The 22,758-nt window shown below is 55.0% G+C and carries 20 protein-coding genes and 2 tRNA genes; 8 read left to right on the forward strand and 14 right to left on the reverse strand.

Going from position 1 to position 22,758, the window contains the following annotated elements; translation table 11 throughout:
* Window positions 1-2: 2 nt before the first annotated feature.
* The 6 genes from acuI to ABIE64_RS09585 all read right to left on the reverse strand — a co-directional run bounded on the left by acuI (window position 3) and on the right by ABIE64_RS09585 (window position 4,676).
* Complete coding sequence (gene acuI / locus ABIE64_RS09560; RefSeq protein WP_354377269.1) at window positions 3-1,001, reverse strand: acrylyl-CoA reductase (NADPH); 999 nt, start codon at window positions 999-1,001, stop codon at window positions 3-5.
* A gap of 83 nt (window positions 1,002-1,084) precedes the next feature.
* The gene (locus tag ABIE64_RS09565) at window positions 1,085-1,456 is read right to left on the reverse strand and encodes a YkvA family protein (protein ID WP_354377270.1); all 372 of its coding nucleotides are present in this window, start codon (window positions 1,454-1,456) and stop codon (window positions 1,085-1,087) included.
* 56 nt (window positions 1,457-1,512) lie between these two features.
* Entirely contained in the window at window positions 1,513-1,788 is a 276-nt protein-coding gene (locus ABIE64_RS09570) for a hypothetical protein (protein ID WP_354377271.1), read from the reverse strand.
* A gap of 127 nt (window positions 1,789-1,915) precedes the next feature.
* Complete coding sequence (locus ABIE64_RS09575) at window positions 1,916-2,680, reverse strand: glycosyltransferase family 2 protein (protein ID WP_114094771.1); 765 nt, start codon at window positions 2,678-2,680, stop codon at window positions 1,916-1,918.
* Window positions 2,673-3,644: a glycosyltransferase family 9 protein gene (locus ABIE64_RS09580; protein ID WP_354377272.1), complete on the reverse strand. Its 972-nt coding sequence runs from the start codon at window positions 3,642-3,644 to the stop codon at window positions 2,673-2,675. The genes ABIE64_RS09575 and ABIE64_RS09580 overlap by 8 nt, the downstream gene beginning before the upstream one ends.
* 3 nt (window positions 3,645-3,647) lie before the next feature.
* Complete coding sequence (locus ABIE64_RS09585; protein ID WP_354377273.1) at window positions 3,648-4,676, reverse strand: glycosyltransferase; 1,029 nt, start codon at window positions 4,674-4,676, stop codon at window positions 3,648-3,650.
* Window positions 4,677-4,836: 160 nt separating this feature from the next.
* Between ABIE64_RS09585 and ygfZ the strand changes: the two genes are divergently transcribed.
* Window positions 4,837-5,751 (forward strand): CAF17-like 4Fe-4S cluster assembly/insertion protein YgfZ, encoded by a 915-nt coding sequence (gene ygfZ / locus ABIE64_RS09590; RefSeq protein WP_354377274.1) that lies wholly within the window; start codon window positions 4,837-4,839, stop codon window positions 5,749-5,751.
* An 85-nt stretch (window positions 5,752-5,836) separates the two neighbouring features.
* Here the strand turns inward: ygfZ and ppdK are convergent, their stop codons facing one another.
* From ppdK to ABIE64_RS09625, 7 genes are all read right to left on the reverse strand, one after another.
* Complete coding sequence (ppdK, locus tag ABIE64_RS09595; RefSeq protein ID WP_354377275.1) at window positions 5,837-8,500, reverse strand: pyruvate, phosphate dikinase; 2,664 nt, start codon at window positions 8,498-8,500, stop codon at window positions 5,837-5,839.
* Between the two features lie 58 nt (window positions 8,501-8,558).
* Window positions 8,559-10,622, reverse strand: coding sequence for a glycine--tRNA ligase subunit beta (gene glyS, locus ABIE64_RS09600; protein WP_354377276.1), 2,064 nt, complete (start codon window positions 10,620-10,622; stop codon window positions 8,559-8,561).
* Window positions 10,623-10,625: 3 nt separating this feature from the next.
* The gene (locus ABIE64_RS09605) at window positions 10,626-11,516 is read right to left on the reverse strand and encodes a glycine--tRNA ligase subunit alpha (protein ID WP_007092414.1); all 891 of its coding nucleotides are present in this window, start codon (window positions 11,514-11,516) and stop codon (window positions 10,626-10,628) included.
* Window positions 11,517-11,763: 247 nt separating this feature from the next.
* Window positions 11,764-11,997: a hypothetical protein gene (locus ABIE64_RS09610; protein WP_354377277.1), complete on the reverse strand. Its 234-nt coding sequence runs from the start codon at window positions 11,995-11,997 to the stop codon at window positions 11,764-11,766.
* 163 nt (window positions 11,998-12,160) lie between these two features.
* Complete coding sequence (locus ABIE64_RS09615) at window positions 12,161-13,849, reverse strand: methyl-accepting chemotaxis protein (protein WP_354377278.1); 1,689 nt, start codon at window positions 13,847-13,849, stop codon at window positions 12,161-12,163.
* Between the two features lie 339 nt (window positions 13,850-14,188).
* Window positions 14,189-14,971, reverse strand: coding sequence for a tRNA1(Val) (adenine(37)-N6)-methyltransferase (locus tag ABIE64_RS09620; RefSeq protein WP_354377279.1), 783 nt, complete (start codon window positions 14,969-14,971; stop codon window positions 14,189-14,191).
* Window positions 14,972-15,014: 43 nt separating this feature from the next.
* Window positions 15,015-15,272 (reverse strand): putative signal transducing protein, encoded by a 258-nt coding sequence (locus tag ABIE64_RS09625; RefSeq protein ID WP_354377280.1) that lies wholly within the window; start codon window positions 15,270-15,272, stop codon window positions 15,015-15,017.
* Between the two features lie 234 nt (window positions 15,273-15,506).
* Here ABIE64_RS09625 and ABIE64_RS09630 point away from each other — a divergent pair, with 234 nt between their 5' ends.
* From ABIE64_RS09630 to ABIE64_RS09655, 6 genes are all read left to right on the forward strand, one after another.
* Window positions 15,507-16,517, forward strand: coding sequence for a polyprenyl synthetase family protein (locus ABIE64_RS09630; RefSeq protein WP_063092616.1), 1,011 nt, complete (start codon window positions 15,507-15,509; stop codon window positions 16,515-16,517).
* A 100-nt stretch (window positions 16,518-16,617) separates the two neighbouring features.
* A tRNA-Pro gene (locus tag ABIE64_RS09635) sits at window positions 16,618-16,694 on the forward strand.
* Between the two features lie 204 nt (window positions 16,695-16,898).
* Window positions 16,899-16,975 (forward strand) — tRNA-Pro (locus tag ABIE64_RS09640).
* A gap of 659 nt (window positions 16,976-17,634) precedes the next feature.
* On the forward strand, window positions 17,635-18,696 hold the full coding sequence (locus tag ABIE64_RS09645; RefSeq protein WP_007089654.1) for a TRAP transporter substrate-binding protein: 1,062 nt from the start codon (window positions 17,635-17,637) through the stop codon (window positions 18,694-18,696).
* A gap of 113 nt (window positions 18,697-18,809) precedes the next feature.
* Complete coding sequence (locus ABIE64_RS09650; protein WP_007089655.1) at window positions 18,810-19,400, forward strand: TRAP transporter small permease subunit; 591 nt, start codon at window positions 18,810-18,812, stop codon at window positions 19,398-19,400.
* A gap of 23 nt (window positions 19,401-19,423) precedes the next feature.
* Window positions 19,424-20,815, forward strand: coding sequence for a TRAP transporter large permease (locus tag ABIE64_RS09655; RefSeq protein ID WP_063092614.1), 1,392 nt, complete (start codon window positions 19,424-19,426; stop codon window positions 20,813-20,815).
* 132 nt (window positions 20,816-20,947) lie between these two features.
* Here ABIE64_RS09655 and spbR read toward each other — a convergent pair whose 3' ends face one another.
* A complete protein-coding gene (gene spbR, locus ABIE64_RS09660; RefSeq protein WP_063092613.1) occupies window positions 20,948-22,084 on the reverse strand; it encodes a SpbR family protein in 1,137 nt (378 codons plus the stop codon).
* Between the two features lie 265 nt (window positions 22,085-22,349).
* Here spbR and ABIE64_RS09665 point away from each other — a divergent pair, with 265 nt between their 5' ends.
* Complete coding sequence (locus ABIE64_RS09665) at window positions 22,350-22,745, forward strand: c-type cytochrome (RefSeq protein WP_037992286.1); 396 nt, start codon at window positions 22,350-22,352, stop codon at window positions 22,743-22,745.
* Window positions 22,746-22,758: the final 13 nt, after the last annotated feature.

Below are 22,758 nucleotides of genomic sequence, written 5' to 3' on the forward strand. Positions count from 1 at the left end.
TGCTAGCAATCCTGCACATCAATCAGCAAACGCCCCCGAACCTGCCCTTTGAGGATTTTTTCGCCCCACGGCAGGATATCACGAAGTCCAACCTTTGTTGTCACAGCATCCAGTTGATCCATGGGCAATTCCTGTGTCAGACGTTTCCAGGCTGTGACGCGCTTTTCATAGGGGCACATCACGGAATCAATTCCGATCAACCGGACCCCGCGCAGCAAAAACGGGAGAACCGTTGCAGGCAAATCCGGCCCGTCAGCCAACCCGCAAGCAGCAACCACGCCATGATACTTCATTTCCGATAAGACATGCGCCAGTGTCGTGCTGCCGACACTGTCAACAGCCCCCAGCCAACGCTCGCTCAGCAAGGGCTTGCTTGCCTCGCTTAACTCTGATCGATCCAGAATTGAATGCGCACCAAGGCTTCGAAGATAGTCATGCGTGTCAGCACGCCCGGTCGAGGCGGCAACACGATAACCAAGATTGGAAAGAAGACCTACCGCGACCGACCCAACACCGCCCGCCGCCCCGGTAACGAGGATTTCGCCATCCTGATCGGGTGATATGCCCTGCTCTTCAAGGGCCATCACGGCAAGCATGGATGTAAAGCCCGCGGTACCGATGGCCATGGCGTGCGCACCATCAAGTCCATCTGGCATTGGCACCAGCCAATCGGCTTTGATGCGGGCATACTGGGCATATCCGCCCCAATGGGCTTCGCCAACCCGCCATCCGGTCAGGATGACCTGATCGCCGGGCGCATAACGCGGATCATCCGATGAAATCACTTCGCCCGCAAAATCGACACCGGGCACATGCGGGTATTGCCGGACAAGACGGCCAAGCCCGTTCAGGATCATGCCGTCCTTGTAATTCAGGGTCGACCATCGTACCCGAACCAGCACATCGCCGTCAGGCAGATCATCAAGTGTCAGATTTTGAAAATCGGCCTGAACTGATTTTTCCTGCTGGCGCAGAACCAAGCCACGAAATGTATCTGCCATGGTCGTATCCCCGTTTCATGATGGAATTGCATCCAAGCTTAAAAGGGAGCGGGAAAGACTGTCAAAGGCGCAAAAGTCGTGTCTTAACCAGCAGACGGAGTTTTCAGGAAGCTGTCATCAGGTCCTGTAAGCATCACAATGCCAATCAGAACCACGATCAAAATCAGAAGATATAACCATTTACGAGACTTTGTCGGCCCTTCGGAATCCGTTGATGCCATATCCGATTTTATGGATGGCGGCAGGCTTTTATATGAAAGCCATCCCAACAGGGGCACGATAACAAGATCATCAATCCAGCCAATACCGGCAATGACATCGGGCAACAGATCAATCGGGCTAACGAGATAGATAATCCCGGCCAGCAACAGGATCTTGCTTCGCAGTGGCACATCCGGTCGAAACAGGCTGCGCAACAAATTGGGAATAATCGCCCAGACAGTCGAATTGGCCATTGGATACTCCAGACATTAACCCAGCATTACCAACGCGTCAGGTCGACTTGGCGATATCAGCGACGCGCCGTATCCAGAGGAAGGCTTACCTGCATATATGCGCCGCCTATTGAACTGGCCTTTTCCAGATCAAATGCACCGCACAGACTGCCACAAGATGCGTTATCGGCATTCCCATAACGGATGGCATACATTTCAAACCCGGCTTTATAGTCCGGAACCGGCACAAGATTGAGCTGGGTTCTCTGTTCCCCCACAGCCACCTGAAGCCACGCCATGGAAACGGCAAACAGCAACACCACGATCATTGTCAGATGCTCGGTACGGATCATCTTTCTGGTCCGGAACAGTTGAAACAAAATTCACATGATAAGCAAATGCATTAGCATGCGAATTGTTCCCCGTTCATTCCAAACAAGATTGTCCCGACCGTGAGACTCCTAACATAAAACCGCGAGCCTATTCGTCATCGTAACGCGCTTTAAGGTAGGACAGTAACGGGAACAATGCGGCAAACAAAGCAATCAGAAACCCCATTCCCTTTTCCTTGTAACCCTTACGGGAAACAAAGCAGCGGAAGAACCGGGAAAAGATGCGGCGAAAATTGTTTGCAAAACTGCCTATGTTGCCGCTTGCCCGCAAATCGGCGGCACGGGCGGTGGTATAGCTATCGAGCCTTTTGATCATGTCGGAAATATTCCTGTCGACATAATGCAAAAGAGCACCATCAAGCCTCGGCCCGGTACGCCCGATCAATTCAAAAGAAGGGTGGACGCGCTGAAGTCCCCAGGTCTTTCGCCCCGCGCGAAACAGACGTCTTACAGCGGAGGTTCCATAGGATGCCCCCCATCCATACCGGACCAGTCGTTTGCCAATATAATTGTGGACAGAAATTACAAAGCAATCGAACTCGGTATCGACGATGGCGTTGCGGATCGATTTGCCGAGTTCTTCGTTCACATGCTCGTCAGCATCGACTTCGAAAATCCAGTCGCCGGTTGCTTCCTGAAGCACCCGGTTGCGTCGTTCACCTTCAATATCCCAACTGCCAACAATCGTCTTTGCGCCAAACTCGCGCGCGATTTCTTCCGTGCGATCCGTGCATTTATCGCACAGAACAATGATCTCATCGGCAAAGCCAAGATGCGCAAGACACGATGGAAGTCGCTCTTCCTCGTTATGAGCACACATAACAACTGAAAGACGCGGCGCTTTGTCAGCCATTCTGCTTTTCCTCTTTCCGATAATCTTCCAGAAGCACTCTGGTCGCAGAGACAACCTTTTCGACCGGTAAGGTATCCATTAAAACTTCTTTGGATAACGGGCTTGAACGATTTTCGATGATTTTATCATAGGACCAATCGGTACGAACGGCCCGGCCCCACTTTGAATACGGGCGATAATGTTCATCACGCGATGGGCCAAACAATCCTATGGTCGGGTTACCTGTCGCGGCCGCCATATGCATAAGCCCCGAATCATTTCCCAGATACACGTTGGCGCGACGCAGACAGGCCATGACCGTCAGAAGATGTTCGGTGCCAAAAATCTCGGTTCGTCTATTTTCTGGAATGGACGCAATCACAGGCTCGGATGCCGCCCGTTCGTTCGGGGCACCAACAAGCAACACATTGGCATCTTCAAGGGGCCCGCCAACGGCTCTTAGTTCGGCAATCGCCTCGGCAAAACGTTCGGGACGCCATGTTTTGCCAATCCAGTTGGCACTTGGCCCAACGACCAGAAGCAGCCGCCCGTCATCGGGAAGAATTTCCGAAGCACGATTTTCATGCTCAGGCGCGGTCCAGACGAATGGCTCGGGTGCGGGATCAACACCAATTAATTGTCCAAGCTGTTCAACCCGGTGCATTTCATCGTCATTTCCCGGCAGCACCACCCGCTTCCAGCCCGGCAACACATAAGCCGTCGCACTGCCGCGCAGGTCGACGATGATGTCCCACCAGCAAAACGCGACCGACTTCCAAAGCTTCCACCAATGGCCGCCGCGTTTCTGCTTTGGCATTTCGATGATGCGTTCAAGCCCCGGCACCGCTTCAAAAATCGGGGCCGCAACCGGACCACAGGCAACCGTCACCCGGATGCCGGGATAGGTTTCGACATAGTGACGCAGCACCGATGTCGAAAGAACCGCATCGCCCAGCCGGTTCGAGGTGATGAACAGTAACCGCACGGTTTAAAGTTTCTCCAGCTCGCCAGCGACGTTAAGCCATTCGCGGCGGCTGTTGCGCGCCGCTTCGGACTGGCTGGCAAAAATCTGCCGGTCGGCCAGCAACTGCATCACCAGATTGCCATAAGCCGTTTCATCGGGAACGATATAGCCGGTCTTGCCGTTTTCGACCCGCGCCGTGGCAATCCCGCCATAGGACACAACCGGGGTTGCCGCCGCCAGCGCGTCATAAATCCATTGGCCGACCTGATCATTGCCGTATTTGCCGTGATGCAGAAACGCCCGCGCGGTTGCGACACGTTCGGCCATGTCGGCCTCGGGCATCGGGTGGCAAACGCGAACACCCTTGTCGATATTGTCGCGCACCATATCGACGAGTTCGCCGGAAACATCGTCATTTTCGCCCGCCATCGCCAAGAACAGGTCGGCAGCATAGATTTCCAGAATGGCACCGGGCACCTTGGGCGCGACATAAGCCGACCAGATGCGGATGATCTGGGCAATGCCGGTTTTGCTGTTGGCGACCGTCACGGCCAGGTTTTCGCGGCTCTCGAACGCCCAGTGCATGTTTGATGCCATGGCAAAGGCCGGACACGCCCCCGGCGCAATCACAATGGGGCGTTTGGCGATATCGCCATCAAATGCCCTGCCTTGATCCTCGTGGGTGAAAATCACCTGCGCACCGGTTTCAAGCAATGCCAGACGTGCCTTATCCGCATTCAGATCGGATACCATGCCATCAAACCAAAGCCAGCAATCGGCACCTTCGGGGATTGAGGGATGACGCAGCAATTCCGCATCGCGCCATACCAGAACCCGATCCACCGGATCCCCGCCAAAGGGCGGCATGGCACTGTCAAGCTGACGCCAGGCGACACCATGATGATCAAGGTCAATGCCACCGTTCCGGCGGGCTTCAACCTTGTGGCCACGGGCAACAAGGGCTTCGGCCAGCGCGATAAATCCGCGTTGGCGCGATCCCAGCGGGCGGGCTTCACGATCCTTGGGATCAAAGCCGATGGAACGATCAAGCATCAATATTTTCATACATTGCGTTCTATCGGTTCCCGCGCGATTTATGAAGGCTTTTCTTGTGGCGGGTTGCTTTTGCCTTTGCCAAACCACCCCTTGCCAAATGCCCCCCATTGCCCCACATTTCGGCCAACAATTCCGATAAACCGGAGCCATAAGAATCATGAGTGAGACTTTATACGCCCCCCTGCCTGACCGGGCCGTTATCCGGGTCAGCGGGCCTGATCGCGTCAGCTTCCTTCAGGGACTGGTGTCGAACAATATCGAAAAAATCACGGCTGATCATTCCGGCTATGGCGCGCTTCTGACGCCGCAGGGCAAGTTCCTGTTCGATTTCTTTGTCTATCAGCAGGACGAGGACAGCCTTCTGATTGAATGCGAACGCGGCGAAGATGGTGCGCGCGCAGCCGAGCTGTTCAAAAAACTGCGCATGTATAAATTGCGCGCCAAGGCGGAACTGACCGACGTCACCGAAAGCTATGACGTTGTGGCCGTTTTCGGCGATGGTGCCCTGGCCGCACTTGACCTACCCGATACGCCCGGAACCACCGCACCGTTTGCCGACGGGATCAAGGCGGTTGATCCGCGCCTGAGTGCGATGGGGGCGCGCGTGTTGCTGCCCAAGAACGAACTGGCGCAAATGGCGGCCATCGGTGCCACCGAAAGCGATGAAAGCACCTATCATCAGCATCGCGTGCTGCTTGGCCTGCCCAATGGCAGCGAGGAAATGGAAATCGACCGTGCCATCCTGCTTGAAAACGGGTTCGAGGAACTGGGAGGCGTTGATTTCAAAAAAGGCTGCTATATGGGGCAGGAACTGACCGCGCGCACCAAATATCGCGGGCTGGTGCGCAAACGCCTGCTGCCGATCACGATCACCGGCCCGGCCCCGGAAATCGGCAGCCTGATCATGAATGGCGACAAGGAAGCCGGCACCATCCGCAGCATCCATGGCAATGCGGGCCTTGCCCTGATCCGGCTGGAGCGGATCGGCGATGATGCCGAGCTTACGGCGGGGGATGCCAAAATTTCGGTCAAGATTCCCGACTGGGTCAAGTTGCCGGAAACAGCGGCCTGATCCGCCAACCGATAATTTCATCAAATGCAAACGGCGGCAGAAATTCTGCCGCCGTTTGCTTTATCAGTGCTGCCCGTCAGCAGCCTTATTTCTTGAGCGCGGCCTGTGCGGCCGCCAAACGCGCAATCGGCACGCGATAGGGCGAGCACGAAACGTAATCCAGCCCCTGCGCCTCGCAAAACGCGATGGATGCCGGATCGCCGCCATGTTCGCCGCAAATGCCAAGCTTGATGTCAGAACGCGTTTTACGGCCACGTTCAGCCGCAATGCTGACCAGTTCGCCCACCCCTTCCTGATCCAGCGATACGAACGGATCACCGGCAAAGATATCCTTGGAAATATAGGTATCGAGGAACCGGGATGCGTCATCACGCGAAAGACCAAAGGTCGTCTGGGTCAAATCGTTTGTCCCGAAGCTGAAAAATTCGGCTTCTTCGGCGATTTCACCGGCCCGAAGGGCGGCCCGCGGCAATTCGATCATCGTGCCGACAAGGAATTCGAGCTTGGCCGATTTTTCGGTTTCGACTTCGCCTGCAACCTTGATGATCACGGCCTTGAGGATTTCAAGTTCCTTCTTGCCAACAATCAGCGGGATCATGATTTCCGGAATGACCGGATCGCCGCCATCCTTTGAAACCTCGATCGCGGCTTCGAAGATCGCGCGCGCCTGCATTTCGTAGATTTCCGGATAGCTGATGCCAAGACGGCAGCCGCGATGCCCCAGCATCGGGTTGGCTTCGGACAGTTCCAGCAACCGGCGTCGCACGACGACCTCTGCCACACCCGCTGCATTGGCGACCTCGGCAATTTCGTTGTCGCCATGCGGCAGGAATTCATGCAATGGCGGATCCAGCAGACGGATCGTCACCGGAAGGCCCTTCATGATCCGGAACAGGTCAATAAAGTCCTGCCGTTGATAGGGCAGAAGTTTATCAAGTGCCGCACGACGGCCCTTTTCCGTGTCCGCCAGGATCATTTCGCGCATGGAAATGATGCGTGCCGGGTCAAAGAACATGTGTTCGGTCCGGCAAAGGCCGATCCCCTCGGCACCAAAGCCACGGGCGGTTGCCGCGTCATCGGGTGTTTCAGCGTTGGTGCGGACCTTAAGACGGCGCACCCCATCCGCCCATTCCATCAATTGCGAAAAATCACCCGACAGGTCGGGCTTAAGCGTTGCCACCTCGCCCAGCATGACCTCGCCCTTCGCACCGTCAAGGGTGATGACATCGCCTTCGTTGAGCGTCACGCCGCCCGACATCATGGTCTTGTTGGTATAGTCAATCTTGATCTGACCGGCCCCGCACACGCACGGCGTTCCCATGCCGCGCGCCACCACCGCCGCGTGGCTGGTCATGCCGCCGCGTGATGTCAGAATACCCTCGGCAGCGTGCATGCCGGCAATGTCTTCGGGGCTGGTTTCGATACGCACCAGAATGACCTTGCGGCCCCGGTTATGTACCCAGTCCTCGGCGACTTCGGCGGAAAAGACGATCTGCCCGGATGCCGCACCGGGCGATGCCGGAAGCCCCATGCCGATCACCTTGCGTTCCGCATCGGGATCAAGGGTCGGATGCAGCAACTGGTCAAGCTGTGCGGGATCAACACGGCGCAACGCATCTTCGCGTGTGATCACATTGGCTTGGCACATTTCAACCGCGATACGCAGCGCTGCCTTGGCCGTGCGTTTGCCCGCACGGGTTTGCAGCATGTAAAGCTTGCCGGACTCGACGGTGAATTCCATGTCCTGCATATCGCGATAATGCGATTCAAGCCTGTCGCGAATATCGCAAAGCTCGCCAAAGACGCCGGGCATGGCTTCTTCCATCGACAGAAGGTCCGAACCCGACTCTTCGCGTTCGATTTTGGTCAGCGGGGCCGGGGTACGGATCCCCGCCACGACGTCCTCGCCCTGTGCATTGATCAGATATTCGCCGTAAAAACGGTCTTCGCCGGTCGACGGATTGCGCGAGAAGCAGACACCGGTGGCACAATCATCACCCATATTGCCAAAGACCATGGCCTGAACATTGACCGCCGTGCCCCAGCTTGCCGGGATATTGTGCAGGCGACGGTATGTATTGGCGCGCGCATTCATCCAGCTTCCGAAAACCGCACCGATGGCCCCCCAAAGCTGTTCGCGCGGGTCCTGCGGGAAGGGACGCCCGAGTTCGGCATCGACCTTTTTCTTGAAGCCCTGGACAATCGCCTGCCAGTCATCGGCATCCATATCGGTATCAAGGACATAGCCCTTGTCTTCCTTGTGGATTTCAAGGATTTCCTCGAAATGGTAGTGATCGACACCAAGGACCACATCGCCATACATCTGAATGAAACGGCGATAGCTGTCATACGCAAAACGGCGGTCACCAGAGACCGCCGCCAAACCTTCAACCGTTTCGTCATTCAGGCCCAGATTAAGAACCGTATCCATCATGCCGGGCATCGAAGCACGTGCGCCGGAACGGACCGAAACCAGCAACGGGTCTTTGGGGTCGCCAAATTTGCGCCCGACCAGGGCCTCGACAGCAGCAAGCGACTTTTCGACTTCGGCTTCAAGACCATCCGGGTACGCACGGTCATTGTCATAAAATGCCGTGCAGACTTCGGTCGTGATGGTAAAGCCGGGCGGGACCGGAAGGCCGAGATTGCTCATCTCGGCAAGGTTGGCACCTTTGCCGCCCAAAAGCTCGCGCATATCGGAACGTCCTTCGGCGCTACCGCCACCGAAGCCGTAAACCCATTTGGTCATCTTGCCTTTTCCTCATCTGGTCAAGGCGTTCCGGAATTCCGGGCGACCCCGACCTTATTTATGACTCGATCTTCGAGAAATCGGCAATGTCATGCAAGGCAGTGCGAATTTGCGCCAGCAGTTTAAGGCGGTTGGCACGTTCGTCTGCCTTGTCACTATTTACCGTGACCCCTTCGAAGAATGCATCGACCGGTCCGCGCAGATGTGCGAATTCGGCCATAGCCGCGGCATAATTCTCGGCCCGCAGAAGCGGCAAGGCCTTATGCCGGACATTGATGAGCGCCTCATAGAGCTTGCGTTCCTCGTCCTGCGTCAGAAGATCGGCGGACACATCCGCATCATAGGATTTTTCATCCTTCTTCTCTTCGATACGCAGGATATTGGACGCGCGCTTGTACCCGGCCATAAGGTTGACGCCGCTTTCACCCGATACAAAATCGGCAAGCGCATCAACACGAGCCAGAAGGCGGACAAGATCGTCCTCGCCATCAAGGGCAAACACGGCAGACACCAGATCATGGCGCACGCCCTGTTCACGCAGATGGACTTTCAGGCGGTCGCCAAAGAATGCCAGAAGTTCGTCAACCGCCTCGTCACGACGAATGGAGGCCGGATATTGGGAAACGGCAAAGGCAAATGCACGACGCAGCGGTACACGCAATCCGTTTTCCAGAACCAGCCGGATGACACCCAATGCCGCACGACGCAGCGCGAACGGGTCTTTTGAACCGGTCGGCTTTTCATCGATGGTAAAGAACCCGGCAAGGGTATCGAGCTTCTCGGCCAAGGCAACAGCCACCGAAACAGGCGCGGTCGGACACATATCCGACGGACCAGCAGGTGCATAATGCTGTGCAATGGCGTTGGCGACTTCGGGGGCTTCGCCGTCATTCTCGGCGTAGTATTTCCCCATCAGTCCCTGAAGTTCGGTAAATTCGAACACCATGTTCGACACCAGATCGGACTTGGCAATTTCCGCCGCCCGATCAGCAAGTTTGACATCGCAGCCCGGAATATCGGCTGAAAGTTCGCGTGCCAGTCCGCGCAGGCGCAGAACACGCTCCGCCAGCGAGCCAAGCTTGGCATGGAACACGATGTTATCAAGTTTCGGCAGACGCGCTTCCAGCGTCACTTTCCGATCCTGATCCCAGAAGAATTTCGCATCATGCAGGCGCGCGCGCAAAACGCGCTCGTTCCCGGCAATGATCTGCGCATTCGCATCCAGCGTCACCATGTTCGAAATGGTGATGAAGCGCGCGGCCAGTTTGCCGTTGCTGTCTTCGACGACGAAATATTTCTGATGTTCACGCATCGAGGTTTCCAGAACCTCGCGCGGGATATCCATGAACTGGTCATCGACCTTGCCCATGACGGGTACGGGCCATTCGACCAGACCGCAGACTTCCTCAAGCAGTCCGTTATCTTCCAGAAGCGTAAAGCCTTCTGATGCCGCAAGCTTGCGCGCACCGTCCAGAATGACTTTCTTGCGTTCTTCGCGGTCCAGCATGACCTTGGCAAAGGCAAGCTTCGCCTTGTATTCTGTGGCATTGGCAACGCTAAAGGTGGCCGGGGCAAGGAACCGGTGGCCGCTTGTGATATTGCCCGCCGTCACCGGGCCAAAGGATGCCGGGATCACCTTGCCGTCAAACAGGCACAGGATCCGGTCAAGCTGACGGACCCAGCGGACTTTCTGATCGGCCCAGCGCATCGATTTCGGCCAGGGCAGTTTTGCCATGGCGTCTTCGATGATGTCCTTGATGACATCCGCGCTATCGCGGCCTTTCTGTTCGACAATCGCAAACAGGAAAACACCCTTGGGCGTTTCGCGCTTTTCGCATTGTTCCAGCGTCACACCATTGCCCGCCAGAAAACCGGCAATCGCCTTTTCCGGGGCATCGGCACGCGGGCCTCGGCGTTCTTCGCGAAGGTCCGGCTGTTTGTCCGGCAAACCATCAATGATCAGGGTCAGACGGCGCGGTGTTACCAGTGCCTCGACATTATCAAACGCAAGGTCGGCGGCCTTCAGGCCATCGGTGACCAGTTTGGTCAGGTCTTCGGAAGAACGCGCCTGCATGCGGGCCGGAATTTCTTCCGAAAACAGTTCAAGCAGCAATTCGGCCATGACTTATGCCTCCTCTTTCAAATGCCCGCGCGAACGAAGCCACGCCTCGCAGCAGGATTTCGACATGTCGCGCACACGGCCGATATAGGCCGCACGTTCGGTGACGGAAATCACGCCGCGCGCATCGAGGAGGTTAAAGATATGGCTGGCTTTCATCGCCTGCTCATAGGCCGGAAGCGCAAGGCCGCGTTCGATATTGACCGCACATTCGGCCTGCGCGTCCTTGAAATGCTGGAACAGCATATCGGTATTGGCGACTTCGAAGTTATAGGTCGACTGTTCCTTTTCATTCTGAAGGAACACATCGCCATAGCTGACGCCATTGCCGTTATAATCAAGGTCATAGACGTTTTCGACGCCCTGGATATACATCGCCAGACGTTCCAGACCATAGGTCAGCTCGACCGGGACCGGGTCGCATTCAAAACCGCCGACCTGCTGGAAATAGGTGAACTGGGTGACTTCCATCCCGTCCAGCCACACTTCCCAGCCAAGGCCCCACGCGCCCAAAGTCGGGCTTTCCCAGTCGTCTTCAACGAAACGGATATCATGCGCCATCGGGTCAATGCCCAGATGGGCCAGCGAGCCAAGATAAAGTTCCTGCGAATTGGCCGGTGACGGCTTCATCAGGACCTGGAACTGGTAATAGTGCTGCAAACGGTTCGGGTTTTCGCCATAACGACCATCGGTCGGGCGGCGTGACGGCTGCACATAGGCCGCATTCCAGCTTTCCGGGCCCAGCGCGCGCAACGTGGTTGCGGTGTGGAAGGTGCCGGCACCGACTTCAAGGTCATAGGGCTGCAGGATGACACAACCCTGATCGGCCCAATAGCTTTGCAGGCGGAGAATGATTTCCTGGAATGAAGGGGGACGTTGCGACCCGTCGAGCGCCATTGCGCGAACTCACTTTGATGTTGTCGGTAAATTTAGAGCGGCAAGCTACCGCCCCACCCCGTCGGGGTCAAGAACGCAAAAGCCCTGAGTGGGCCTGAATTTAGCGCTTTTTATGACGCCCTGCGAAATCTCATACCGCGTTGCAGCATACAACATCCGTGCAACAACCGGTTTTTCAAAGCGAAATCACGGCCTGTTGGGCGAAAGTCGAAGAAATCAGCAAAGGAAAATATGCCGCTCGCGCAATTCAGACTTCGCAAACATGCGCGCTGCCTTCGGCGTGATAGACACCGCATTTCGGGCATTTTTCAAGATCATGCGCCACAGCTTCCTGTTTCTGCTGCTTGGCTTTTTTGTCATGCCCGGTCTGCTTGGGCGGCTCCTGCCCTGACACCTGATTCTTGCGGGTAAACAGCTTGAAGCCCTGCCATACCACCACAACGATCAGTGCGGTAAAAAGGATTTTCGACAAACTCAGCATGGCATTTCCCGTCAATTGGGCATTGGATGTGCGCACCGTAAAGTCAAAAAGTTCGCGGTTCAACCCAAATGGATAGGTTGATATCGCCAAGGACCGGCCATCTGTCACAAACACGAATGCCGCCCGGCGAGCCGGGCGGCATTTTTCATTTCATACCAATAGCCTAGGCGGTTTTCACACCGGACAGGAATGCGTTGACGATCTCACGCATTTTTTCGGCTTCATGCGACAGCTCCGAAGACGCCTGCAATACGTCTTTGGCAACCCCGCCGGCACTTTGAACCGCATTGGTAACTTCGTGAATGTTTTCATTCACGTCTTCGGTACCTTTCGCGGCTTCATCAACATTTCGGGCAATCTCGCCGGTTGCGACCTGCTGCTGCTCGACGGCGGCGGCAATACTGCTCGAAATTTCGTTTATCTTCTCAATGGTTTCCGCAATAGAGGCAATGGCAGCAACCGCTTCTTCAGTCGCGGCACGCGTTGCTTCAATTTGTTCGCCGATATCGGCCGTTGCCCGGGACGTCTGGCTCGCAAGGTTCTTGACTTCGCTTGCCACAACAGCAAACCCCTTGCCAGCCTCTCCGGCGCGTGCTGCTTCGATCGTTGCATTCAATGCCAGCAAATTGGTTTGTCCGGCAATGTCATTGATCAGATTCACGACTTCGCCGATCTTGACGGAAGCCTGTTGCAGATTACCAACAACCTGTCCGGTATGACCGGCCTGATCAACAGCCTGCTTTGAGACCTGGGCTGCCATCGAAACATCCTGTGCGATCTGGCTGATCGACGCCGAAAGCTCCTCCGCCGCAGAGGCAACAGTCTGAACATTGCCCGCCGCCTGCGTTGCAGCCGATGCCACAGCCGACGACTGCGTTATTGCCTGCTGCGAAGTTGCCGACAGTGTCGACGCATTTGCCTGAAGCTCCGTTGCAGCCGAGGCAACCGCCCCGATGGTTTTTCCGGCACTCAGATCAAAATCCTGGGTCAGTTTTTCAATACGCGCGGACCGTTCTGCGCGTTCTTTCTGATTTTTCGCCTCAATCTCGGCAAGACGCTCTGCCTCTATCATGTTGTCGCGGAAGACCTGAACAGCATCGGCCATGCTGCCAACTTCGTCACCACGCCCAACGCCCGGAATTGTAACGGTTTTATCCCCCTCGGCAAGACGGGTCATCGTCGCTGTCATATCGCGGATCGGATTGGCAATAAGTCGCGTAAGCCCCATCGAAAAGATAATCGTCAAAATGGCAACAATCACTGCAACAGCAATCATCAAGATTCTGGCAAGTGCAAATTGCTCGTCACCGGTATTGGACGCCTGCAGACCACCTGTTTCGTTAAGAGTTATCAGTTCGGACAAAAGCCCCCGAAGCTCGACATTTACACCTTGAGCTTCATCAAGCATGACCTGACGGGCCTGCTCATTCTCGTTTTTCATCGAAAATGCCAGCGCACGCTCCCAAAGCTCGTTATTCTTACCGATCAGACCCTTGGCTTTCAGCCAGGTTTGACGCTCCTCATCCGATGAAATCAAAGATTCATAAATCCTGATTTCTTCGACCTGTTGTTTCTGGAGAGCGACGATCCGTCCTTCATATTCTTCCATATCCGCCTCGTCAGTTGACAGGATATGCGCAAGACTGGAAAGTCGCATGGTATTAACAGAGGTATTAATATCATTCACGGCCTTGATACTGGGCATCCAGTTCTCGGCAATGACTGTCGAAGTGTTGTTGATTGTGTCCATTTTCACCACGGCAAAAACGCTGGTAAAAACGTTCAGGATCAACATCGCCCCAAAGGCGAGAATCAGCTTTTTAGATATTTTCAGATTGGTGAGCGCGTTCATTTTCAGCCCCAAAACGAAGTTATTTTCGCATTCAGGCGATTGCAAAAGCACGAATTTCGCATTTTCGCAAAGCTCTGCCCCCCCCCCTACAGGGAAGAATTAATGACCGCTAGTCACTAATTAAGCGAAAAATCAACAACATATACCATTGATTACTATTCCTTTGTACATAAAAATAATACCAATGACTAAAAATGCTATCCATTGGGATGCGCCAGTCGACGCATCCCGGAAAGGGCCTTGAAATCAACCAAATACAATAAAGCTACGCCATTACTCGTCTAAGCTTGTACTAAGCCGAGAGATAGCAGTGATCGATACCTAGATAATTTGCAGAAATTATATCCGGAGCCCCAGAGGCCCCCGCAAAATCGCCTCGCATTCAGGCAGATAAGCCCCGGCCTCGTCATGCAAAACAATTCCGCGTCGCAGGGTAACCGGCGATGAAACGCCCTTGCGCGCCGAAACAATCACGCGAAGCGGTGCATCGGCACTGGCCTTGCTCCAGACCGGATAGATGGTCATGTCGCCTGCGCGACCATGCAAAAGCCCGATGATCCGGTCGAGATGATCCGCCCGGTGTACGATGGTGATCCGGCCCTTCTGGCGGACCATCTTAAGGCAGAAATGGATCCAGTCCTTAAGATCAGCCGTGCCTTCCTGATGCGCCTTCGCCCGGCTTTCATTGGCGGGGCGGGTTCCCCCGGCATAGAAGGGCGGGTTTGAAATCACCTGATCAAAACTTTCGGCCACCAGCAGCAAGGACCGGTCATTGATATCGCCATGAACCGGCGTTACCCGGCCAACAAGATCATTTTCGACAATGTTGCGGCAAAACAGCGCATAGAGATCGTCCTGCAACTCGACCCCGGTCACTTCGGCATCGGGCAGACGGCGTGCCACACATAACCCGGCCGATCCGACAGCCGCCCCGACATCGAGTATTTTCTGATCGCGTCTGGAATTGATCGAAACGGACGCCGCCAGCAAAACAGCATCGACCGCCGCGCGATACCCATCGACCGGCTGTTTTAACGTCACCGAACCGCCCAGCAGAAAATCGTGGCTGATGCGTTCTTCCGCAAAGTCGGGAACATGAAATGCGCTATCGGTTCGGGTCATAAATGCCTTAATTCCTGCAACCTTGCCGATGTCGGACTGATTTTCAGTCCTGAACTTCCTCGGTATCGGGATCATGCTGTGCGTTATGCGCATCAAGTTCGCGCCTGGCAATATCAAGGATGTATTTGGCCCGGCTTTCTTCCTCGGGGGCCACCATCAAACGCCTTGGCAATGCGCCGATGGATCCTTCGAGAATGCTGGCGTGGTAATCAAAAATATGGCTGGCGATGCCTTCGTCGGCGAGAACCGATTGCGCCCAGCTGAGCTCGATCGGGTCGTTGCTGCGAAATAGCTCGATCATGCGATTTATGCGCCCCGGTTGTTATTGTATGTTTATGTTATCCATATATATGTGTGTAGCAGAACATATTCGGGTAAAAATGACGGCAAAGCGGTTATTGTTGCCTGCCTGGCAACCATTTGTCCACTTGACCGTCACCACCCGGCATCTCTATGTTGAGGCCGCCCACTGAAATCAGCGTTACCCGTCCCGGTGGGCGGGGTCAATACGCGAGAAATTGTTTCGGATTACAGCGTGACCAATATCGCAACGCAGCAGACGACCGAACCCAGCCTGGACTCCCTGATCCGCCTTGTCGATGCCGACATGAAGCGCGTCAATCAGGTCATCATTGACAACATGCACAGCGAAGTCGCGCTGATCCCGCAACTGGCAAGCCATCTTGTCGCTGCTGGTGGCAAGCGCATGCGCCCGATGCTGACACTGGCATCCGCCCAGCTTTGCGGCTATCAGGGCGGCACATCGGCGGTTGATCTTGCGGCCTGTGTCGAGTTTATCCACACCGCAACGCTTCTGCATGACGATGTCGTTGATGAAAGCCTGCTGCGCCGTGGCCAGGCATCGGCCAATGCCCTGTTTGGCAACGAAGCCAGCGTTCTGGTCGGTGATTTCCTGTTTGCGCGCGCCTTTGTCGTGATGGTCAGAAACGGCTCGCTCAAGGTTCTTGATATCCTTGCCAAGGCGTCCGCCGTCATTGCCGAAGGCGAAGTTTTGCAACTTTCGACCGCCAATGACATGGCGACCACAGAAGAAGCCTATCTTGAAGTCATCACCGCCAAAACCGCCGCCCTGTTTGGTGCGGCGTCGCAGATCGGTGCAGTGATTGCCAATCGTTCGGCGGAGGACGAAGAAGCCCTTCGCCTTTATGGCATCTATCTTGGCACCGCCTTCCAGCTGATCGACGATGTTCTGGATTATTCCGCCCATCAGGCGACGCTGGGTAAAACCGTTGGCGATGATTTCCGTGACGGCAAGGTGACCCTGCCGGTGATCATTTCCTATGCCAAGGGTGACGACGCGGAAAAGGCCTTCTGGCGCCGTTGCATGGAAGATCAGGATTTCCAGGATGGCGATCTTGATCGCGCGCAGGAACTGATTCGCAAATATGACGCGCTTAGCGCATCGATGGATCGTGCGCGCGAATTTGGCCAGCTTGCCATTGATACCCTGACGCGCTTTGACGATGGCCCGATCAAGGATGCGATGATCGAAGCGGTCGAGTTCTGCATTTCGCGCCCATACTGATATCGCATGCCGGTATCGCATGCCGGGGTCCCGGCGGATTGGCGCAAAAAATCCTTGCGTCGGTCGGTATTTGGGATTATCACCCGGCTTCGCAGAATGACGGAGCGTAGCTCAGCCTGGTAGAGCACTGTCTTCGGGAGGCAGGGGTCGGAGGTTCGAATCCTCTCGCTCCGACCATCATTCAAAGGCCCTGAAACGGTTTTACGTTTCGGGGCCTTTTGCGTTTTGGCACAAACCCCGCCGAATTCACCCGCAAAGCGATTGATGCCCACACCGCGCAACCGTGAAATCATCTGTCGTAAAATGGCAAAGTTTTTCAGGCTCACCGACCGGTTTATGCTTGATCCAGCCCTGAAGACGGGCTAAACAACCGCCCACTGACGGAGCGTAGCTCAGCCTGGTAGAGCACTGTCTTCGGGAGGCAGGGGTCGGAGGTTCGAATCCTCTCGCTCCGACCATCAGTCGGGAAGCCTTTTTCAAAGGCTTCCCGTTTTCATTTCCGGATACTTTCCCGCCTGACATGCCCCGCCTTAACCATGCGTTATATCGGGTGCCGGCATCACAAGGTCCTCTTTCCGCACGGCTGACCAGAAAGCCCTTCGCAAACCGGTTCTTCATCAAATCAAACCAGTTCGGCCGCACTGCGCCGCGCCGCAACAAATCCGCATTACCGTTCGCAAGTGCAAACTTTCTCATCATGCTTTGGCATCGATTCCACTCACCTTGCCAGTCTTGCGCATGACGGCACCACAGCCCGTCAACAATCCGAAAGCAGTTGTTCTGCCAATCGATTCGCAACCATAGCGCGGGTTACCGGGCCTTTCTGCCATAACAACTTTAAATGAGAGCTATGCAATATGCTGAACCCCGTATAAATACGCATTTCCATGCGTAAATCCCGGTTTTTTGAGCGAAATCAAGTCATTTTTGTGCGTTCGCGAAGATATTTTCTTGCGTAGCGGGCGAAACAAACTTGCTCATACTTGCGAAATACGCTTAAGCTTCGCCCTGCAACAAGAGGAACGGGACGTTTTCGCCAGCAAGAATAAAAGCAAAAGGCGGTTATCGCCCCGACGTGGTAATACCAATTTCGGACTTCTTAGGGAGGAAGCTACGAATGAAATTTTCTAGTTTTTTGAAATCTGCAACCTGTGTGGCCGTACTTGCAGCGGCTACTTTGACGACGGTTGCGCCTGATGCGGATGCTGCTGATCGTGTTCGCTGGAAAATGGGTTCGACCTATCCGGGCAGCCTGACCCAGCTTGGCACGCTTGGCAAACGCGTTGACGAAAAGATCGACGAAGTTTCCGGCGGCAACATTCAGATTAAATTCTATGAGCCGGGCGCACTTGTTCCGGCACTTGAAGTGTTTGATGCGGTTTCAACCGGTTCCATCGATGCCGCCTTCTCCACCCCGGGTTACTGGGCGGGCAAGGTTCCGGCACTTCAGCTTTTCGGTGCCGTTCCGTTTGGTCCGCAGGCTGGTGAATATCTGGCATGGGTCAAATTTGGCGGCGGTCAGGAAATCTTTGACCGGCTTTACGCCGAACATGGCATCAAGTCGCTGTTCTGCGGCCTGATCGCACCAGAAGCCTCAGGCTGGTTCTCCAAGGAAATCAACACGGTTGAAGACCTTAAAGGCCTGAAAATGCGCTTCTTTGGTCTTGGCGCAAAAGTGATGGAAAAGCTTGGTGTCTCGACCCAGCTTCTGTCGGCTGGCGACATCTATCCGGCACTTGAACTCGGCACGATTGACGCGACCGAATTCTCCATGCCGGCGATCGACCTTAAACTGGGCTTCCATCAGGTCGCCAAATACTACTATTTCCCGGGCTGGCATCAGCAATCCACCTTCTTCGATCTCATGATCAACAAGGAGAAGTGGGAAGGTCTTGATAAGACCCAGCAGGCACAGATCGAAGCCGTCTGTAACGACAACCTGGCTTATGGTTTCGCCGAAGGTGAAGCGATCCAGTTCGCAGCCCTTAAAGAACTTCAGGAAAAAGGCGTGAACATCAAGAAATGGTCGCCTGAAATGCTTGATGCCATGCGCGGTGCATGGGAAGAAGTCGCAGGCGAACTTGCTGCACAGGATGCGGACTTCAAAGAAGCCTATGACAGCCTGCAGGGCTTCCGTGCCAATTACAAAATCTGGAAAGACATCGGATATCTCGATTAATCTTTCCCGGTCCTGATGCGACCTTGTGTCGGACCACAAAAAGTCTCGGCAAGGCCGGGCGCCAATGGCCCCGGCCTTGACCGCGATTAAGAAAAGACCCGGGAGGCTTTTTAATGGAAGCGCTACTAAAACTGAGTGACGGCATTGATGCCATCGTTTCCCGCATCGGGAAATGGGCCGCCCTGCTTGCCATTCCGCTGATGCTGACGATCATGTTTGACGTGATCCAGCGTAAATTCGGCGGCCAGGGTTCCATCAAGCTGCAGGAACTGGAATGGCATCTCCATACCGGCCTGTTCATGCTGTGTTTCGGTTTTGGCTATATTCGTGACTCTCATGTCCGCATCGAACTGATCCGTGACAATTTACGCCCGCGCACACGCGCCATCGTCGAGATGATCGGCGCGATTATCTGCATTCTGCCGTTCTGCGCACTGGTGATTTATTTTGGTTATGATTTTGTCCTTCGATCCTTCGAAAACCACGAAGTCTCCGCCTCGACCACGGGGCTGACCCATCGCTGGCTCATCAAATCAACCATCCCCATCGGCTTCGGCCTTCTCGCCATGGCCGGTTTTTCGGTCTTCCTGAAATGCTATGTCTTTGTGTTCGGCCCCAGCAACCTGCGCAGCCGTGCGGGTCACTATGTCGGCGCAACACATCACGCAGACCTTGGCAACGAAGCCGCCAGGCTCAAAGACTGATTGCGGAACGGGGATAATTCCAAATGGAAAACTTCTATATCGAAGACTGGTTTCCGCTGATCATGTTTGCCTCGCTGGGCATTCTGGTCTTCTCGGGGCTGCCGGTCGCATTCGTCATTTCGGGCATCGGGATCGCCTTTGGCTTCCTTGGCATGGCCTATGACGTCTTCTCATTCATTGAATTCTTCAACATCGTATCGCGCATCTGGGGTGGCATCGCCGAAAACATGGTGATGGTTGCCGTTCCGATGTTCATCTATATGGGCACGATGCTGGAAAAAAGCGGCGTTGCCGAAGACCTGCTTGAATGCCTGAACGTGCTGATGCGCAAGGTTCCCGGGGGGCTGGCACTTTCGGTTACCCTGATGGGTACGATCATGGCCGCCACCACCGGTATCATCGGTGCATCGGTTGTGATGATGACCCTGCTTGCCCTGCCGGTCATGCTGCGCCGCAATTATGATCCGTCGCTTGCGACCGGGACGATTGCCGCATCGGGAACGCTCGGCATTCTGATCCCGCCAAGCATCATGCTGGTCCTGATGTCCGACCTTCTGTCGGTTTCGGTCGGGAACCTGTTTCTGGCGGCGATCATTCCGGGTCTGTTGCTGGCATCGCTTTATACGATCTATATCTTTGTGCGGTGCCAGATGCAGCCCCATCTTGCCCCGCCCCTGCCCGATGCCGAAGCGGTCCATGGCACGGAGATGGTGCGCATGATGGTGCGAAGCTTCATCCCGCCGGTCTTCCTGATTGTGCTGGTGCTGGGATCGATCTTTGCCGGTTTTGCCACCCCGACCGAGGCCGCAGGCGTTGGTGCGGTAGGCGCGACCTTCCTGGCACTGGTCAAGGGTCGCCTGAAATGGGATGTGCTTAAGGACGTCTGCGAACGGTCGGCTTTGACCGGGGCGATGCTGTTCTTCCTGTTTGCCGGTGCAACCGTCTTTTCCTATGTGTTCCGTTCACTGGGCGGGGATGACCTGGTTATCGATCTGGTCGATAGCGCCGGCCTTGGGGCGTGGGGCGTTCTGTTCCTGCTGATGCTGATCGTGTTCATACTTGGCTTCTTCTTCGACTGGGTCGAAATCACCCTGATCGTGTTGCCGATCTTTGCACCCGTCATTGCACAGCTTGATTTCGGCGATCACCTTGCCGTTGCCGGGATTGGCCCGACCGAGACACAGGTTCTGACCTGGTTTGCCGTCATGGTTGCGGTCAACCTGCAAACCAGCTTCCTGACACCGCCCTTCGGGTTTGCTCTGTTCTATCTTAAGGGCGTCGCACCGAAATCGATCACCATCCAGCAGATTTACAAAGGCATCATTCCCTTTGTCATCCTGCAGGTGATCGGGCTGTTGCTGGTGATGTATTTCCCGGAACTGGCGCTGTGGATGCCAAATACCATTCTTGAATAGGCTTATGTCTGTCACATCAAAGGCACCGTGCAAACGGTGCCTTTTTTGTTGCCCGCAATCAGGCACACCAGACAAAGCAAAACCGCCCGAAACGGGCGGCTGCAAGATCACGAAGCTGCTTGCTGGTTAGGGTTACGGCTGAAGGTTCCGCTCGCTTGGCAATTGCAGCATGCGGCCCATCAGGTAATCGACATCGTCTGAGTCAAACTCGACACCAAGATCACCATACTGGGTCAGAACCCGTTCGATCATCCGGCGCGAATAGCGTTCCCGATCACGTTCCCCGCCATCAAGGTCGGTTTCGCGCGCGACTTCAACCGCGGCACGAACCCCCGGGAAGAAATGAGCAGGCATGTCGGCCTTGTTGTAAATCGCTTCAAGCCCGAACGGGCCGCTATCATGGATCAGAATGCGGGTATTGATCAGCGATACCCCGGCACGGCGCGCAAGGGCAGCTTCGAAAAAGGCAACATCGCCCATGCAAAGCGCACGCAGGATCAGACCGCTGGTCAGACGGTTGTTGGTGTGAAGATGTTCGACCAAAAGCTCGACATCGCGTTCTTCCGCGCCATCCCCCAGAAGGCCGATGGTCGCACTTTCCTGCGACTGGGTCATGACCGCATTCACGATCCCCTCGGGGATGTGGCCGCGCGCAATCAGTTCGGATCGCATCCGGTCAGACACCAGCGTCACAAGCCGTTCGGCAATCGTGATCGGCAGATGATTGCGTTCGATCATCGGCTTCTGGATGCGCTCGTTCTCGCCGAATTCATCCACAACCTTTTGCAGGGAATGTTCACTGATCTGTGCGCCGTCATTGGAAATCAGATCGACCATCACGTCTTCATGACCGATATCGACAAGGGTTGCCGAAACGATTTCCGACACATGCGGACGCGATGCGATGGCACGCTGTTTTTCAACACTGTCGGCATTGTCACCGATAATGTCGACCAGATCCTCGTCATTGAGAACTTCGGAAAATTTCAGGATCGGCAGGGCCACATCATCGACATCGCGTGCAAGGGTCGCTGCAACATCGTGGGGCACAAGCGGGGTCTGCTTAAGGTTCTTGGCCAGCGCCTTGCGCACACGCACTTCCGCGTCACGCACCATCAGCCGGAAAATATCCTCGGCAAGCAGACGTTCGCTGTCACTCAGGCTTTCAGCAGAAAATTCACGGCTGATTTTCTCGGCCGTTTCCGCACGATTCTTCCCGGAAGGATCCTGGATCAGATTGTTAAGATCTTCTTTGGTTATACGCGGCAATGGAGTTCTCCCGGCACGCTAAGCAATCGGCTGCCAACCATTTGTAATTCTTTATACACCGTAGGGCCGATTGACTAAACGCAAATTATTCAGTTCCTGCATGTGGTAAATGTCGTGTCGAATTCGGGAAACTCAACAGTAAGCCGATCTTTTTTAACGAAAAGCGAATTTTTGCTTCCGTTGATGTTTTTCGGTTCACTTGTGAAGCAACCAACGACACAATGTAGTGGGGACCCTACCACCGCAGACCATGAGAGGCCGCAATATGAATTTGACCAAAACACTTACCATCGCCGCCACCCTGGCCGTACTCGGCATGGCACCGGCAATGGCTGGTGATGCCGAAAAAGGCGAAAAAGTTTTCAAGAAATGCGCTGCCTGCCACAGTGTGGAACCTGGCCAGAACAAGGTCGGACCATCGCTGGCGGGGGCCTTTGGTGCGCAATGTGGCCATGTCGCCGACTTTAAATACGGCAAAGGCTATCAGGCTGCTTGTGAAAAAGGTTTCACCATCGATGAAGCCTTCCTGGTTGACTATCTTAAGGATCCGTCAGCCAAGCTTAGCGAAATCTCGGGTTCGAAAGAACGCTCGAAGATGACCTTCAAGCTGAAAAAAGAAGACGAAATTGCCGATGTCATCGAATATCTGAAAGCGCACTAAGCCTTTCGATATC

It is taken from the genome of Thalassospira sp. MBR-102 (genome assembly GCF_040549275.1).
Lineage (GTDB): Bacteria > Pseudomonadota > Alphaproteobacteria > Rhodospirillales > Thalassospiraceae > Thalassospira > Thalassospira xiamenensis.